A 13,750-nucleotide genomic window follows, 5' to 3' on the forward strand; every position below is an offset into this window, starting at 1 on the left:
AATACTTCTTTTACCGACCATTTTCCTTCGGCATAAGCAAAACCTGCTTTCTCTGGGGGGATGGACAAAAAGAAGTAGTAGGTTTTTTTTCGGTTGGAAATGAGCTTTTCCAGCACATCATCTTCTCCAACCTGTTCCACATAACCTTTATAAAATGGTGCGTACTCGTCGGGCTGAGGTTTGGTTATCATGCGTCCATCCTTTTTAAAACAATACGAAACGTGGTGCCTTTGACCAATTCAGAATCTTTGACAAAGATCTGCCCGTTGTGATAATTTTCGATCATCCGTTTCGTCAACGATAAGCCCAAGCCCCAGCCGCGTTTGCGCGTAGTGTAGCCCGGACGAAAAACAGTGAGAAACTTGGAACGTGGAATGCCTTTTCCGGTATCGCTTACATCAATATAAATCAATTTTTTAGAAACGCTTCCGCGGATAAAAACCTTAATCTGTCCGGTTCCTTCGATGGCATTTACGGCGTTTTTCAACAGGTTTTCGAGTACCCAATCAAACAGTGGAATATTTAAACCAGCTTTTAATTGTGTATCTCCAGTTAGTTCAAAACTGATTTTGTTAGAAACGCGCACTTTAAAATAATCAACGTAATCTTTCACCACGGCATAAACCGAATGCGTTTCCAAAACCGGTTTTGAACCGATTTTGGAGAAACGGTCGGCCACAATTTCCAGCCGTTTTACATCGTTGTCCATTTCCAGCAGCAGCGGATCGTTTTCGGCATTAAACTTATCTTTCAGCAACTCGATCCAAGCCATCAGCGAAGAAATTGGTGTGCCCAACTGGTGCGCCGTTTCTTTGGCTAGGCCAACCCAAACCTGGTTCTGTTCGGATTTTCGGGAAGAGTTAAAACCAGTGTAAGCAACCAGCAAAAACACCGCGATGAGCAAAAGCTGCACGTACGGGAAAATTTTAAGCTGCGTAAGCAACATCGAATCTTTGTAATAAACCAGCCAGTAATTGTTGCCGAACATGCTTTGGCTGATGTCTAACTTGATGGGCGCGTGCTGCGATTTCATGGATTCCAGCTCGTCTTTAAAATATTGCGGATCGTACTGTGGCCCGGAAAGTTTGCCTTGCACTTTACCTTTTTCCCTTGTATCAATAAAAGTTTTGGTAGAATCTAAGCCTTTGGAAGAAATAAAATCGCCTTTTTCGTCTGTAATAATGGCCGGGACGGAAAGGCTGTCGCGGACCGCAAAAACATAGTTTAAAAAGTCATTGTCATCCGAAGACAACTGCTGTTGCATACTTTTCGCCCAAATTTCGGCACGCGTATGTTCAGATTTAGCAATGTTTTTCACCAGGTAACTGGTGTAAAACAAAGACCCGCTGGCAATAATGGCGGCAAAAACCAGCAACAGGTAATTCCACTGGCGTTTGTGTTCATAAGGGTTCATCCGTTTCAGGATACGGGAATTGCCCTGTAATATTGCCTCTGCGTTCATATTTGGCTTTGCTTTTGTACTTCAACCTTAATCTACAAGGTTAAAACTTATCTTTGCTTTAATTAAGGGCCCGTTTAAATTTATACAAGAAAAAATGCCAATGCTTCTTTTACCCTATAAAAATTAGTGTTTAAATCAACCTAAACAAATCAAAACCCAATTGATAGATGATTTTTAGGTGATAAAAGAAGCATCGAAACCTTGATCAATAAATTTTAAACAGGCACTAAACAAATACTGTTTTTACCAATAAATTTTATACAATGTCTGCTAAAGTAAGAGTCCGTTTTGCGCCAAGCCCAACCGGTGGCCTGCATTTGGGCGGCGTGCGCACCGCTCTATTTAACTATTTGTTCGCCAGGCAAAACGGCGGCGATTTTATTTTACGGGTTGAAGATACCGACCAAACGCGCTTTGTAGAAGGTGCCGAAGCTTATATTTTGGATTGCTTAAACTGGTGTGGCATTGCACCGGACGAAGGCCCGCATGCTGGTGGCGAATACGGCCCGTACCGCCAAAGCGAACGGAAAGCGTTGTACCGCCAGTACGCCGAGCAATTAGTTGAACAAGGAAATGCGTATTACGCTTTTGATACGCCGGAAGAATTGGAGCAAAAACGGACCGAAAGCCCGAATTTTCAATACGGCCACACGCACCGAAACGAATTGCGCAACTCCGTTTTTTTGCCGGTAAAAGAAGTACAGGAATTGCTGGAAGCAGGAACGCCGCACGTGATCCGCATCAAAATGCCGGTGGAAGAAACGATTGGTTTTACAGATATGATTCGCGGAAGGGTAAACTTTGAAACCAGTACGGTAGATGATAAAGTGCTTTTAAAAGCGGACGGAATGCCAACCTACCATTTGGCAGTTGTGGTGGATGATTATTTAATGAAAATAACCCATGCTTTTCGTGGCGAAGAATGGCTGCCATCGGCACCGGTTCATTTGCTTTTGTGGGAATATTTGGGCTGGAAGAATGAAATGCCGCAATGGGCACATTTACCTTTGATTTTAAAACCCGACGGACACGGCAAGTTAAGCAAGCGCGACGGCGACCGTTTAGGCTTCCCGGTTTATGCCATGAACTGGACCGATCCGAAAAATGGTGATTTAACGCAAGGTTTCCGCGAATTAGGTTTCCTGCCGGAAGCTTTTGTCAATTTACTGGCACTTTTAGGCTGGAACAACGGAACCGACCAGGAGATTTTTACGTTGGATGAACTGGTGGAGCAGTTTTCGATAGACCGGATTAGCAAAGCCGGCGCGCAGTTTGATTTTGAGAAAGCCAAATGGTTCAACCATGAATGGATCAAGCAAACATCTGCAACTGATTTAGAACCTCTTGTAATCCCGGTTTTGCGGGCCCATGATATTTTCGCCGAGAACCATTCTCAACTTAAAAAAATTATTGATTTGGTAAAAGACCGCTGCACGCTGTTAACGGATTTTTACGAACATTCATCCTATTTCTTCCAAAAACCAGCAGAAAGCACGATTGATTGGCCAAGCATCCAACCCAAATGGAACGCTGCGAAAACGGATTTCTTTATCGCTTTTATCCAAAAAACACAGGAAATTGAAAGCTGGGAAGCTGCTGCTATCGAAGCAACTTTCAAAACTTTGATCGCAGAAAAAGGAATTAAAATTGGCGAAGTGATGCTGCCTTTCCGCATCATTTTAGTTGGCGGCAAGTTTGGCCCGGCGGTATTTGATATTGCTGAAGTGTTGGACAACCAGGAAGTTGTTGAACGGATTGAATTTGCGTTATCAATTTTAGGGCGATAAAAGAAGTATTATTAAAATTACCCAACTACCTATATGATTTTCCTATTTTGCTTTTACAATGAAAAATAACTTTGCCCCAATTTTAACTTACCTGTCTTTGTTTACTGCCGCAACTTTGCTGCTGGCCGGTTGCGCCACCAATCCTTATGCCATCACCAACCGTTCTTATAAGCAACAGGCAAAGGAATATGCTAAAATTATCGCCCAAATTCCGCCGGTAACTTTGGGAGAAACGCCAACAGATAAAGCAAACTGGGTTGGAACCACCAATTTTAACTTGCGGAAACCTAACTATGTGATTATCCACCACACCGCACAAAACTCAACCGAGCAAACGTTAAAAACATTTACACTGCCTAAATCGCAAGTCAGCGCGCATTATGTGATTGGTAAAGACGGCAAAGTTTACCACTTACTAAACGATTACCTGCGTGCCTGGCAGGCCGGCAACGCTAAATGGGGAGGCAACACGGATATCAACAGCAATTCGATTGGAATTGAACTGGACAACAACGGCTTTGTGCCTTTCCCCGAAGCGCAGATCAATAGTTTGCTCGCGCTGCTGGCCACGCTTAAAAAAACATACAATATTCCCACAGCAAATTTTATCGGCCACGCGGATATTGCGCCAACTCGTAAAAACGACCCGAACAAATATTTTCCCTGGAAAACTTTGGCCGATCATGGTTTCGGCAACTGGTATGATGCAAAGTTAGATTCTGTTTCAACAAACTTCAATACGGTACAAGCCATGCGTTTAATTGGCTACGACACGCGTGATTCTACTGCTGCTTTGGTTGCTTTTAAACGTCATTTTACGCCGCAGGATAGTACAAGATTGGTTACGGATTCGAGCAGGATGATTTTGAATAATTTGGTAAAGAAGTTTTAGGGATTGACAATACAAGAAGTAAATATACAAGCATTTGTTAACTTAGACAGAAAAAGCCATGAGCGCACAAAACATAAAAACTTTACTGCATGAAAGCATTGAAAATATCAACGATGAAGATTTTCTATTTGCAGTTAAGCAAATTCTTGATCGAAAATACTTGCCTTTAGATCAACCTAAATTATCCAAAGAACAGATCCAACGTATTGAAGAATCAAAACAACAAATCAAACAAGGCCAATTTTTAACCAATGAACAGGCGGACAAATTAGTAGAAAAGTGGCTAAACGAATAAAGTGGTCAACCCATGCAGTTGCAGACCGAATTGCTATTTTGGATTATTGGTTTCAAAGAATCGGCAATAAAAATTACAGCAGAAAACTTGACCACTCTTTAAAAGAGGTCATCAATATACTTTCCGCATTTCCAAAACTTGGCCGACAGTTGGACGCCCGGGAAGAACGGTTTTTTGTTAAAGACAGTTATCAAATTTTCTATCTTGAAACTGCTGACTCTATTGAAATACTTCATATTTGGGACAGCAGAAGAAACCCACAAGATTTAAATTTGTAACCGCTCCTTTTTTAAAACCAATGATTTTTACCCGGTAAAAGAAGCATTGCTTTTTGTACATTTGGTTAGAACTTTCAAACCTAAACTAACCTCGAATCATCATGAAAAATCCAAGAAGGATTGTAATCGCAGTAATACTGCTGATTACAATTGTTAATTACAACCGCATAGCCAAAATCGAAAACATCAGGACGATCCAGTTTTTATACATTTTTGTAATGGGCGCGTTATCCTCGTTGCTGATCAACGAGTTTGTGGTTTTGTTTAAAGCGAAAAGAAAGGAGTAAAGCACCAATTTTTACCCGATAAAAGCAGCATTAGCCTTTTCTCACTTCCTTTGCCCAAGTATCTTTCAACGTAACCGTTCTGTTAAAAACCAATTTATCCGAAGTAGAATCTTGATCTAAACAAAAATAACCTTTTCTAATAAATTGATAAATGCGGCCGGTTTCTGCCTGCGCCAAATCTTGCTCGATAAAAGCAGTAGTGGTGATTAAACTTTGCGGGTTGATGTAATCTTCAAAATCACCTTCGGCGTTGCCCATATCTTCTTCAGTAAACAAACGATCATACAAACGTACTTCAGCAGTTTTGGCATGTGGCACACTTACCCAATGGATGGTTCCTTTTACGGTGATGCCGCTGGTATCGTGTCCGCTTTTGCTTTCCGGGATGTAGCTACAATGGATTTCGGTGATTTCTCCGCTGGCATCTTTTACAAAATCCTCACATTTAATAATGTAAGCGCTTTTTAAACGAACCATCAAACCTGGACCTAAACGGAAGAATTTTTTTGGCGCGTTCTCCATAAAATCTTCGCGCTCGATGTAAAGCTCACGGCTAAAAGGCAAATCCCGCCCGCCATCGCCGCCTTCTGCTTCCGGGTTGTTTTCGCCGTGCAGCATTTCTTCCTGTCCTTCGGGATAATTGGTAATCACAACTTTTACCGGGTCTAAAACCGCCATTCGTCGCCAGGCCGTTTTGTTCAATTCTTCGCGCAGGCAAAACTCCAGCAAACTGGCTTCGATCAGGTTTTCCCTTTTGGCTACGCCGATACGATCGCAAAAATCACGAATACTGGCGGCCGTATAGCCACGTCGGCGCAAACCGCTGATAGTTGGCATCCGCGGATCGTCCCAACCGGAGACATGCTTTTCGTTTACCAATTGCAGCAATTTGCGCTTGCTCATTACGGTGTAAGTAATATTGAGACGTGCAAATTCATATTGTTGTGAAGGGAAAATGTCCAGTTTTTCTATAAACCAATTATACAGTTCGCGATGCGGGATAAATTCCAATGTACAAAGCGAGTGCGTGATGTTTTCTATGGAATCGCTTTGCCCGTGCGCAAAATCATACATCGGGTAAATGCACCATTTATTGCCGGTACGGTGGTGCTGCGCATGTTTAATTCGGTACATCAGTGGATCGCGCATGTGCATATTGGGCGAAGCCAGATCAACTTTTGCACGCAGCACTTTGGCGCCATCGGAATGTTTTCCGTCGTGCATTTCGGTAAAAAGCGTTAGGTTTTCTTCTACCGTTCGGCTGCGAAATTGGTTTGGTGTTCCCGGTTCGGTTGGCGTTCCTTTTTGGGCGGCAATTTCTTCAGGCGTGCTGTCATCCACATAAGCCAAACCTTGCTGAATGAGGTTTAAAGCAAAAGCGTACAGCAAATCAAAATAATCAGAAGCGTACAGTTCATTCGCCCAGGCAAAACCCAGCCATTTTACATCGGCTTTAATGCTGTCTACATATTCGGTTTCTTCGGTTGAAGGGTTGGTATCATCAAAGCGAAGATTAGTTTGACCACCATATTGCTGCGCCAAACCAAAGTTTAAGCAGATGGATTTGGCGTGGCCGATATGCAGATAACCGTTCGGCTCGGGCGGGAAACGGGTAAAAACCTTGCCCCCGTTTTTGCCATTGCGGATATCTTCTTCAACAATTTCTTCTATAAAATTCAATGGTTTTTTCTCGCTCATATTCCTGATTGTGCTTTACAAAAGTAGAAAAAATTTGCAGCGGCATTTTACTGGCCTCGTCAAAGCATTTCAATTTTAGGTTTTCCTCAAAAACCAACGCCAATTTTATGTCGGTAAAAGAAGCATCCTGACTTTTTTCAAAAATTATTCAACTGCTAATCAATCGTTTGATTAATCCTGACATTTAAATGAAAAAATATTTTAAATTCCGTTTTACCTTTGACCCGTGTTCAAACACATAATAAATATCACTATGAAAAATCTATCAAAAATCACCGTTTTAGCCCTGGCATTTGCCGGCTTAACTTTTACTGCAAAAGCACAAACCACTACTGCAACACCTGCGTCTTCTACCCGAACCAACCAAGCCATCCGTTTAAGCATCGGCCCGGATGCAGGTTTTCCGGTTGGTTCTTTGTCCGACACGCACAATTGGAATTTAGGCGGATCAATCCAGGCTGATTTCCCGATTGCTACCGGACTGGATGTAACTGCCAATGCCGGTTTTAACAACTTTTTTGGGAAAAATTATAATACTGGCCTTTTAGGTGGTCCTTCTACGGTTAAAGCTCCTAACATTGATTTAATCCCTGTAAAAGTTGGTTTGAAATACTTTCCGGTAGAAAATTTTTATGTACAAGGTGAAGCCGGTGCTTCTTTTATCGCCAATAAAAACAAAATTGGCGCCGACCAATCTGCCGCTTTTACTTATGCGCCTCAAATTGGTGTTTTATTCCCGGTGGGCAACAAAAATTATATTGATGCCGGTATCCGTTACGAAAGCAACACCAAATTTTACACCAACGGCAGCAGCAACAACTTCTTCGGAATCCGCGTTGCCTATGCTTTCGATTTAAAATAACACCCGTTTAATTTTTGATTAAAAAGCTGCTTTATACAAAGCAGCTTTTTTTATGCCTAAATTTTTCGGGACTTCTTGCGGAACCTTTTGCCCAAGGTTAGCGTAAAGCGGGTTGTGGTCAACTGTGTAATTTGATCCGGCAAAACTGGTTATGAAAAAGCTGCTGATTGTAGACGACGAAATAAATACAGCGAACCTGTTGTCCAGGTTTTTAACCCGCAATGGTTTTGAGGTGATGACTGCCGCAAGTGGTGCAGCAGCAGCAGAACTGTTAAAAAACCACGAATTTACGTTGGTGCTTTGCGATTTTCGGTTGGAAGATACCGACGGCCGCGAGGTTTTGAAAAGAATCAAGCAGCAATATCCAGATACGGGCGTGATCATTATCACCGGTTATTCGGATATTAAAATGGCGGTCGAACTCATTAAAATGGGCGCTTACGATTATATCACGAAGCCGCTTTATCCCGATGAAATCCTCAACACCATTAATAAAGCGATCGAAACCCACAGTGCTTTGGCCGCGGCACCAACAAACATTTATCAGAATACTGAAAAAAGTACCGATAAAAGAAGCATCGGCATAAAACAGGGAAACCACGAATTGGTGGCCGGGACCAGCGAAGCTTCAAAAGAACTGGCGCGGCAAATCAATTTGGTTTCGCCAACCAATTACAGTGTCATCATTTTTGGGGAAAGCGGAACGGGCAAAGAATCGGTGGCCAAAAGCATCCACCAAAACAGCGACCGCAGCAACAAGCCTTTTGTGGCGATGGATTGCGGATCGTTGACGAAAGAACTGGCCGGAAGCGAGTTTTTTGGCCACGAAAAAGGATCATTTACCGGTGCTTTAAACACCAAGATCGGCCATTTTGAAATGGCCAACGGCGGCACTTTGTTTTTAGACGAGATCGGGAACCTTTCTTACGAAATCCAGGCCACACTTTTACGAACCGTGCAGGAAAGAAAAGTAAAACGTATTGGCAGCACCAAAGAAATTGATTTGGATGTGCGCATCATTGTTGCCACGAATGAAAACCTGATCGAAGCGATACAAAAAGGGCGTTTTAGGGAAGATTTGTACCATCGCTTTAACGAGTTTGCCATCTACATGCCGCCTTTGCGCAACCGCGGAAACGATATGATGCTGATTGCCACGCATTTTGCTAAGATTACAAGCCAGGAATTGGGTAAAAATATCAGCCGTTTTTCATCCGAAGCAACCACTGCTTTAACCAATTATGCCTGGCCGGGAAATATCCGCGAACTGAAGAACGTGATCAGAAGGGCAGTTTTGTTAACCGAAGGCGAGGAAATCTCCGGAAAAACGCTGCCGCTGGAAATTTACAACCAGTATATAAAAACACCGGTAAACGAAGCATTGGCAGAAACGCCGCAAGCAACCATTGCCCCACCTAAAAACGATTTAAAAAACGCGGCCATGGAAGCCGAATACGAAACCATTTTACGGGTTTTAAAAGAAGTAAATTACAACAAAACAAAAGCTGCACAAATTTTAAACATCGACCGAAAAACTTTGTATAATAAAATGAATGCGGCCGGCCAGCAAACCCTTAAAACTTAAACGATGAACACAGAAAACGAGGCAACGGTGGCGGCAAGAGTTTTAGAGCACGACATTAGGAACCAGCTTGGCAACATTTACTTGGCAGTAGAAGGCATCAAAGCCGAACTGGCGGACAACAATAACGAAGATTTTACCTGCTACACAGACATTATTATAAATTGCTGTAAACAAGTAGAACACATTATCAAACGGGCTAAACCAAATTAAACAGGCATTTGTTAACCTCAAAAATAAATTAATTTTCAACCAACTATCTATCCACAGCAATGTTGTTAATCAAATAAATAATTAGCAATATTGCACAACCAAAAAAACAACGATGAAAAAAGTAAATTTCTACTCTCTAATAGCTCTCGGCTTGTTGTCCCTGCCGGCGGCTAAGTCCTTCGGGCAAGACTCAACTGCCAGGAAAAGGCCAATGGCAGACATGTCGGGCACGGCGCCTACTCCAAAAATATTTGGCGGCCAATCCCAGTACACTACCTGGAACATTGGCATCAATGCTGGTGTTTTGGCCCCGCTTATCCCTTTCGGTTCTAACGATTTCACCAACAAAGAACTTAATTTTGGCTACGGTGCTTCCCTTCGTAAACAATTGGCCCACTCATTTGGCCTGCAATTGGATTATGTTGGCGGCAAACTTTCCGGTTCAAACGTAAACGCTGTTGGCGGTGTTAAATATGGCACGCGTGCTTTTGACACCAAATTAGCTTACTCTGCTACCTTAAGCGGTGTGGTAAATGTTGCTACGATTAATTTTATCCGTCGTAAAAACTCTGTTAATTTCTTCGTTTCTGCCGGTGCCGGTCTTGCAGGTTATGCCCCTAAAGTTACTTTGGCCTCAAACCAGGTTGTTGATTTCCAAGGTATTGCTGGAGACGGAACACACAAATACGTTCACGAATTGGTAATCCCGATTGGTGCCGGTGTAAAGTTCAAGCTGTCTGATAAAGTTGCCTTAAAATTAGGCTACACGGCTACGTTTGTTGATGGCGATAACTTAGACGGTACAAAAGGCGGTTTCCCTACCAAAGATAAATTCTCTTATGGTTATGGTGGCTTAGAATTTGGTTTGGGTGGTAAATCTAAGCCAAATTTAGACTGGGCTAACCCTGTTGCTTTAATGTACGATGAATTAAAAGACCCTACATTGCGTGCTACAGTTGACAGCTTAAAAGGCGAAGTTACCAAAGTTGAAACTGGTGTTTCTGACCTGAAAAAAGATTCTGATGGCGACGGTGTTCGTGATGATTTAGATAAATGCCCTAACACACCTGCAGGTACTGTAGTTGATGGTGGTGGTTGTGAAATTAAAATGCCAACCCCTCCGCCAGTTGTAGAAGCTCCTGCTCCGCCGCCGCCACCGGCTCCGGTTGTTAGAAAAACACACAAAAAACACCATACTACTAAAAAACACCACACTACTACACATCATACTACCACTAAAAGAAAATCTACCACTAAAAAATAAGGTTTTCTTTTAAACTTAAAAAAGCTTCAGGCAAATGCCCGAAGCTTTTTTTATGCTCTAAATTTTTAGCGTTTATTTACTTTAGTTCTACTTGTCCCTGTTCTACTTTTTGCCATAGGTTGCAGTATTTAAAAATTACGTCAAACATTATCAATCGGTTAATAGTTAGCTATTTTGTAAAGACAAAACATAGGGAAATAAATTATACTGAAAACAAAGTACTTGCAGTATAAATAACCTGCCTTAATTTTTTGATTTGTCTTTTGAATATTATTATTGCTAATAAAAACCGAATATCCCATGGAACAGAACAAAACTAACCCTCCAATTATCGAGCAAATAAAAGAATACGTAGAAACCAAGATCAAGCTGTATAAATATATAGCCATTGACAAGACCACTACAATTGCCAGCAGCGTTATCGCTTATGCCATTATTGCCGTACTTGGTTTGTTCATCCTGATGTTTGCAACCATCACACTGGCGCTTGCGTTAGGATCATTAATTGGTTCTTATTGGGCGGGTTTTGGTATTGTTACCCTGATTTTTATTATACTGGCCGTTTTGGTTTTGGTGTTGAAAGCCAAGTATATTGAGGCGCCGCTTATTGGGTTTTTTATTTCAAAATTTTTTAAAGACAACAGCAAATGATTGTACCAATTAAAACGATCCACGATTTAAGAAATGAAATTGTACGGTTAGAAACGTTGAGCGTACAACAGGAAGTCGCGATCAAACAACGTTTCAGCAGCCCTTCAACTATTTATAAAACTTTGCTTACGGTAATTCCGAAATCTTCTTCTGGCCATAGCGGAAAGGGCACGCAACTTAACGGTATTTTAAACCAGGATTTGATTGCAACTGTATCCCGCTTTTTGCTGCCGCTCACTTTAAACAAAACGCTGTTTAAAGAATCAGGCTTTATTACACGTTCTATCGTTACTTTCTTATCCAAAAAAGCATCTGAATACATCAACCAGGATTCGGTAAATACTGGTTGGGACAAGATCAAAACGATGGTTGCCGATGTAAAAGTCCCGGATACAGTTAAGTCAAAAACGAAAACAATCGAAAATTTCATAGCCAAACTTTTGCCTGCTAAAAAGAGCATCAAAGCAACAACGCCGGTAAGGATAAACACGCCGATTGTGGTTAAAAAGATAGATTGATTTCGATTTCAATTAATTCAAAAGCAGGTTTTAAGCAAGCCTGCTTTTTTTATTTCAGCGTTTTTTCCAAGTATAAAATTTAGGTTTTCAATAATTGCCTGCTAAAGCTATTTTTACCGCTTAAATATTTTTGGTTTGGGAAAAGATAAATTAAAACGCTTTGCAGAAATTTCAGCTTTCGAAAACGTTTTACAGTTAGAAGAAGGCCACGTACGTAAAGGCCAATGGCATCCGCAGCAATTTGAGAACAAGCATCCTTTGGTTTTAGAGCTGGCCTGCGGCAAAGGGGAATATACGGTAGAAATGGCACGCCTTTTTCCTGAAAAAAATTTTATCGGCATTGATTATAAAGGAAACCGCATTTGGCGCGGCGCAAAAACAGCTTTGGAAGAAGCCGTAACCAACGTGGCTTTTTTAAGGATCCAGATTGAAAACATCGAAGCTTATTTTGAACCGGAAGAAGTTTCGGAAATCTGGATTACGTTTCCTGACCCACAACCGCAAGTCAGCCGCGAAAAAAAGCGGTTGACTTCTTCCCGTTTCTTAGTTAATTATCGAAATATTTTACAGCCCGGCGGCTTCGTCCATCTTAAAACAGACGACGATAATTTGTACGCTTATACTTTAGCCAAAATTGAAGAACACCATTTGAAGCTGCACATTGCCACGGATAATTTGTATGAATCAGAGTACGCGGATGAAATCCTGTCCATCAAAACTTACTACGAAAAAAAATACCTCAAAAACAACAAAAACATCAACTACCTCAAGTTTTCTTTTGATTAAATTGAACGATGGAAAACGATAGTTTTTACGAGCGTGTTTATTGGGTTGTCCGCCAAATTCCCGTTGGGCGTGTAACCAGTTACGGCGCCATTGCTGAATTTTTGGGGACAAAAGGATCATCCAGGATGGTTGGTTATGCCATGGGAGCTTCGTTGCGTGTTTTTCCGCCTGTTCCGGCGCATCGCGTAGTAAACAGAACGGGATTGCTGACCGGAAAACAGCATTTTGGCAGTCCGCATTTGATGCAGCAACTGTTGGAAAACGAAGGGATTGAGGTAGAACACGACCAGATCAAAAACTTTAAACAGGTATTTTGGAACCCGGCCGAGGCACTAAATTTATAGGCATAAAAGAAGCATCTGCATAAAAACAACAAACATGGGAAATTTAACAAACGATTTTAACGAATACCGCAGCCGGATGAACAGCCGGATTATGGAAACCTCGAACACCAATATCAAGCGCTTTTTTGCCTTGGATACCACCACTTATGCCGCCGGTGCTTTGGATGTAAAAACCAAAGAAATGCTGGGTTTGGTGGCTTCGATGGTTTTGCGTTGCGATGATTGCATCAAATACCATTTAGAGAAGTGCCGCGATGAAGGCATTAACCAGGATGAAATCAACGAAGTTTTTATGATTGCCAATTTGGTTGGCGGCTCGATCGTGATCCCGCATTACCGCCGCGCCGTAGAATATTGGGACGAACTGAACGGATAATCGGTTGCCGGTTGTGGGTTGCCCGTTGCCGGTTTTGAGCTGATAAAAGAAGCAAAATAACTGTTACATATTAAACGCTGAGATTTTCCGCCGGTCATAATTTCCAAAATTTGGAACTATGAAAACGATAAAATTATTCCTGCTGGCATCAACCTTAACCTTGCTGCTGGCATCCTGCGGTGGCAGTTATTACGTAGCCGAACGTCCTGCACCTTATGTTTATACCCGCCCCGCGCCTCCTTATGCCGGCGCAATCTGGATCGGGCCGGAATATTACTGGAACAGTGGCCGTTATGTTGCCCGTCCTGGTTATTGGAGCAGGCCGCGGCCAAACTACAGCTACCGCCCCGGCTACTGGAACCACGGTTCGCGCGGCCATTCCTGGGTTCGCGGCGCTTGGCGGCCAGCCCGATAGTATAAATTAAAAATGCTGCTTAAATTAGGCGGCATTTTTA

17 protein-coding genes and 1 pseudogene are annotated in these 13,750 nt (G+C 42.2%); 15 read left to right on the plus strand and 3 right to left on the minus strand.

Annotated features, from left to right (window positions below):
- Both Q0192_RS13900 and Q0192_RS13905 read right to left on the minus strand, forming a co-directional pair.
- A pseudogene (locus Q0192_RS13900) lies at positions 1 to 191 on the minus strand (DinB family protein); the annotation flags it as partial.
- Positions 188 to 1,414, minus strand: coding sequence for an ATP-binding protein (locus Q0192_RS13905; protein ID WP_299290186.1), 1,227 nt, complete (start codon positions 1,412 to 1,414; stop codon positions 188 to 190). The gene Q0192_RS13905 and the pseudogene Q0192_RS13900, both read right to left, overlap by 4 nt.
- A gap of 311 nt (positions 1,415 to 1,725) precedes the next feature.
- On the opposite strand from Q0192_RS13905, the gene gltX reads away from it, so the two are divergent.
- The 5 genes from gltX (at position 1,726) to Q0192_RS13930 (ending at position 5,001) form a co-directional block, all read left to right on the plus strand.
- A complete protein-coding gene (gene gltX / locus Q0192_RS13910; RefSeq protein WP_299290122.1) occupies positions 1,726 to 3,249 on the plus strand; it encodes a glutamate--tRNA ligase in 1,524 nt (507 codons plus the stop codon).
- A gap of 58 nt (positions 3,250 to 3,307) precedes the next feature.
- Positions 3,308 to 4,141 carry an N-acetylmuramoyl-L-alanine amidase gene (locus Q0192_RS13915; RefSeq protein ID WP_299290124.1) on the plus strand — a complete coding sequence of 278 codons (834 nt, stop codon included), beginning with the start codon at positions 3,308 to 3,310 and terminating at the stop codon, positions 4,139 to 4,141.
- A gap of 58 nt (positions 4,142 to 4,199) precedes the next feature.
- Positions 4,200 to 4,436 carry a hypothetical protein gene (locus Q0192_RS13920; RefSeq protein WP_299290126.1) on the plus strand — a complete coding sequence of 79 codons (237 nt, stop codon included), beginning with the start codon at positions 4,200 to 4,202 and terminating at the stop codon, positions 4,434 to 4,436.
- Positions 4,421 to 4,714, plus strand: coding sequence for a type II toxin-antitoxin system RelE/ParE family toxin (locus Q0192_RS13925; protein WP_299290128.1), 294 nt, complete (start codon positions 4,421 to 4,423; stop codon positions 4,712 to 4,714). The genes Q0192_RS13920 and Q0192_RS13925 overlap by 16 nt, the downstream gene beginning before the upstream one ends.
- 101 nt (positions 4,715 to 4,815) lie before the next feature.
- A complete protein-coding gene (locus Q0192_RS13930) occupies positions 4,816 to 5,001 on the plus strand; it encodes a hypothetical protein (RefSeq protein ID WP_299290130.1) in 186 nt (61 codons plus the stop codon).
- Positions 5,002 to 5,031: 30 nt separating this feature from the next.
- Here the strand turns inward: Q0192_RS13930 and Q0192_RS13935 are convergent, their stop codons facing one another.
- On the minus strand, positions 5,032 to 6,699 hold the full coding sequence (locus Q0192_RS13935) for a glutamine--tRNA ligase/YqeY domain fusion protein (protein WP_299290132.1): 1,668 nt from the start codon (positions 6,697 to 6,699) through the stop codon (positions 5,032 to 5,034).
- Between the two features lie 253 nt (positions 6,700 to 6,952).
- Between Q0192_RS13935 and Q0192_RS13940 the strand changes: the two genes are divergently transcribed.
- The 10 genes from Q0192_RS13940 to Q0192_RS13985 all read left to right on the plus strand — a co-directional run bounded on the left by Q0192_RS13940 (position 6,953) and on the right by Q0192_RS13985 (position 13,710).
- Entirely contained in the window at positions 6,953 to 7,561 is a 609-nt protein-coding gene (locus Q0192_RS13940; RefSeq protein ID WP_299290134.1) for an outer membrane beta-barrel protein, read from the plus strand.
- Positions 7,562 to 7,712: 151 nt separating this feature from the next.
- Positions 7,713 to 9,146, plus strand: coding sequence for a sigma-54 dependent transcriptional regulator (locus tag Q0192_RS13945; protein WP_299290136.1), 1,434 nt, complete (start codon positions 7,713 to 7,715; stop codon positions 9,144 to 9,146).
- Between the two features lie 3 nt (positions 9,147 to 9,149).
- Complete coding sequence (locus Q0192_RS13950) at positions 9,150 to 9,356, plus strand: hypothetical protein (protein WP_299290138.1); 207 nt, start codon at positions 9,150 to 9,152, stop codon at positions 9,354 to 9,356.
- 112 nt (positions 9,357 to 9,468) lie between these two features.
- Positions 9,469 to 10,620 (plus strand): thrombospondin type 3 repeat-containing protein, encoded by a 1,152-nt coding sequence (locus tag Q0192_RS13955; protein ID WP_299290140.1) that lies wholly within the window; start codon positions 9,469 to 9,471, stop codon positions 10,618 to 10,620.
- 300 nt (positions 10,621 to 10,920) lie between these two features.
- Positions 10,921 to 11,271 carry a phage holin family protein gene (locus tag Q0192_RS13960; RefSeq protein WP_299290142.1) on the plus strand — a complete coding sequence of 117 codons (351 nt, stop codon included), beginning with the start codon at positions 10,921 to 10,923 and terminating at the stop codon, positions 11,269 to 11,271.
- A complete protein-coding gene (locus tag Q0192_RS13965; RefSeq protein ID WP_299290144.1) occupies positions 11,268 to 11,789 on the plus strand; it encodes a hypothetical protein in 522 nt (173 codons plus the stop codon). Before Q0192_RS13960 ends, Q0192_RS13965 begins: the two co-directional genes overlap by 4 nt.
- 135 nt (positions 11,790 to 11,924) lie before the next feature.
- Positions 11,925 to 12,575 carry a tRNA (guanosine(46)-N7)-methyltransferase TrmB gene (trmB, locus tag Q0192_RS13970; protein WP_299290146.1) on the plus strand — a complete coding sequence of 217 codons (651 nt, stop codon included), beginning with the start codon at positions 11,925 to 11,927 and terminating at the stop codon, positions 12,573 to 12,575.
- 8 nt (positions 12,576 to 12,583) lie between these two features.
- Positions 12,584 to 12,919 carry an MGMT family protein gene (locus Q0192_RS13975; RefSeq protein ID WP_299290148.1) on the plus strand — a complete coding sequence of 112 codons (336 nt, stop codon included), beginning with the start codon at positions 12,584 to 12,586 and terminating at the stop codon, positions 12,917 to 12,919.
- Positions 12,920 to 12,953: 34 nt separating this feature from the next.
- Entirely contained in the window at positions 12,954 to 13,295 is a 342-nt protein-coding gene (locus Q0192_RS13980) for a carboxymuconolactone decarboxylase family protein (protein WP_299290150.1), read from the plus strand.
- Positions 13,296 to 13,413: 118 nt separating this feature from the next.
- On the plus strand, positions 13,414 to 13,710 hold the full coding sequence (locus Q0192_RS13985; protein WP_299290152.1) for a hypothetical protein: 297 nt from the start codon (positions 13,414 to 13,416) through the stop codon (positions 13,708 to 13,710).
- The last annotated feature ends 40 nt before the right edge of the window (positions 13,711 to 13,750 follow it).

Source organism: uncultured Mucilaginibacter sp. (genome assembly GCF_937859865.1).
Lineage (GTDB): Bacteria > Bacteroidota > Bacteroidia > Sphingobacteriales > Sphingobacteriaceae > Mucilaginibacter_A.

Bases quoted from the DNA above. Each gene is read 5' to 3' on its own strand.
- Q0192_RS13905 (WP_299290186.1), bottom strand. From the start codon at position 1,414: ATGAACCCTTATGAACACAAACGCCAGTGGAATTACCTGTTGCTGGTT.
- gltX (WP_299290122.1), top strand. From the start codon at position 1,726: ATGTCTGCTAAAGTAAGAGTCCGTTTTGCGCCAAGCCCAACCGGTGGC.
- Q0192_RS13915 (WP_299290124.1), top strand. From the start codon at position 3,308: ATGAAAAATAACTTTGCCCCAATTTTAACTTACCTGTCTTTGTTTACT.
- Q0192_RS13920 (WP_299290126.1), top strand. From the start codon at position 4,200: ATGAGCGCACAAAACATAAAAACTTTACTGCATGAAAGCATTGAAAAT.
- Q0192_RS13930 (WP_299290130.1), top strand. From the start codon at position 4,816: ATGAAAAATCCAAGAAGGATTGTAATCGCAGTAATACTGCTGATTACA.
- Q0192_RS13935 (WP_299290132.1), bottom strand. From the start codon at position 6,699: ATGAGCGAGAAAAAACCATTGAATTTTATAGAAGAAATTGTTGAAGAA.
- Q0192_RS13940 (WP_299290134.1), top strand. From the start codon at position 6,953: ATGAAAAATCTATCAAAAATCACCGTTTTAGCCCTGGCATTTGCCGGC.
- Q0192_RS13945 (WP_299290136.1), top strand. From the start codon at position 7,713: ATGAAAAAGCTGCTGATTGTAGACGACGAAATAAATACAGCGAACCTG.
- Q0192_RS13950 (WP_299290138.1), top strand. From the start codon at position 9,150: ATGAACACAGAAAACGAGGCAACGGTGGCGGCAAGAGTTTTAGAGCAC.
- Q0192_RS13955 (WP_299290140.1), top strand. From the start codon at position 9,469: ATGAAAAAAGTAAATTTCTACTCTCTAATAGCTCTCGGCTTGTTGTCC.
- Q0192_RS13960 (WP_299290142.1), top strand. From the start codon at position 10,921: ATGGAACAGAACAAAACTAACCCTCCAATTATCGAGCAAATAAAAGAA.
- Q0192_RS13965 (WP_299290144.1), top strand. From the start codon at position 11,268: ATGATTGTACCAATTAAAACGATCCACGATTTAAGAAATGAAATTGTA.
- Q0192_RS13975 (WP_299290148.1), top strand. From the start codon at position 12,584: ATGGAAAACGATAGTTTTTACGAGCGTGTTTATTGGGTTGTCCGCCAA.
- Q0192_RS13980 (WP_299290150.1), top strand. From the start codon at position 12,954: ATGGGAAATTTAACAAACGATTTTAACGAATACCGCAGCCGGATGAAC.
- Q0192_RS13985 (WP_299290152.1), top strand. From the start codon at position 13,414: ATGAAAACGATAAAATTATTCCTGCTGGCATCAACCTTAACCTTGCTG.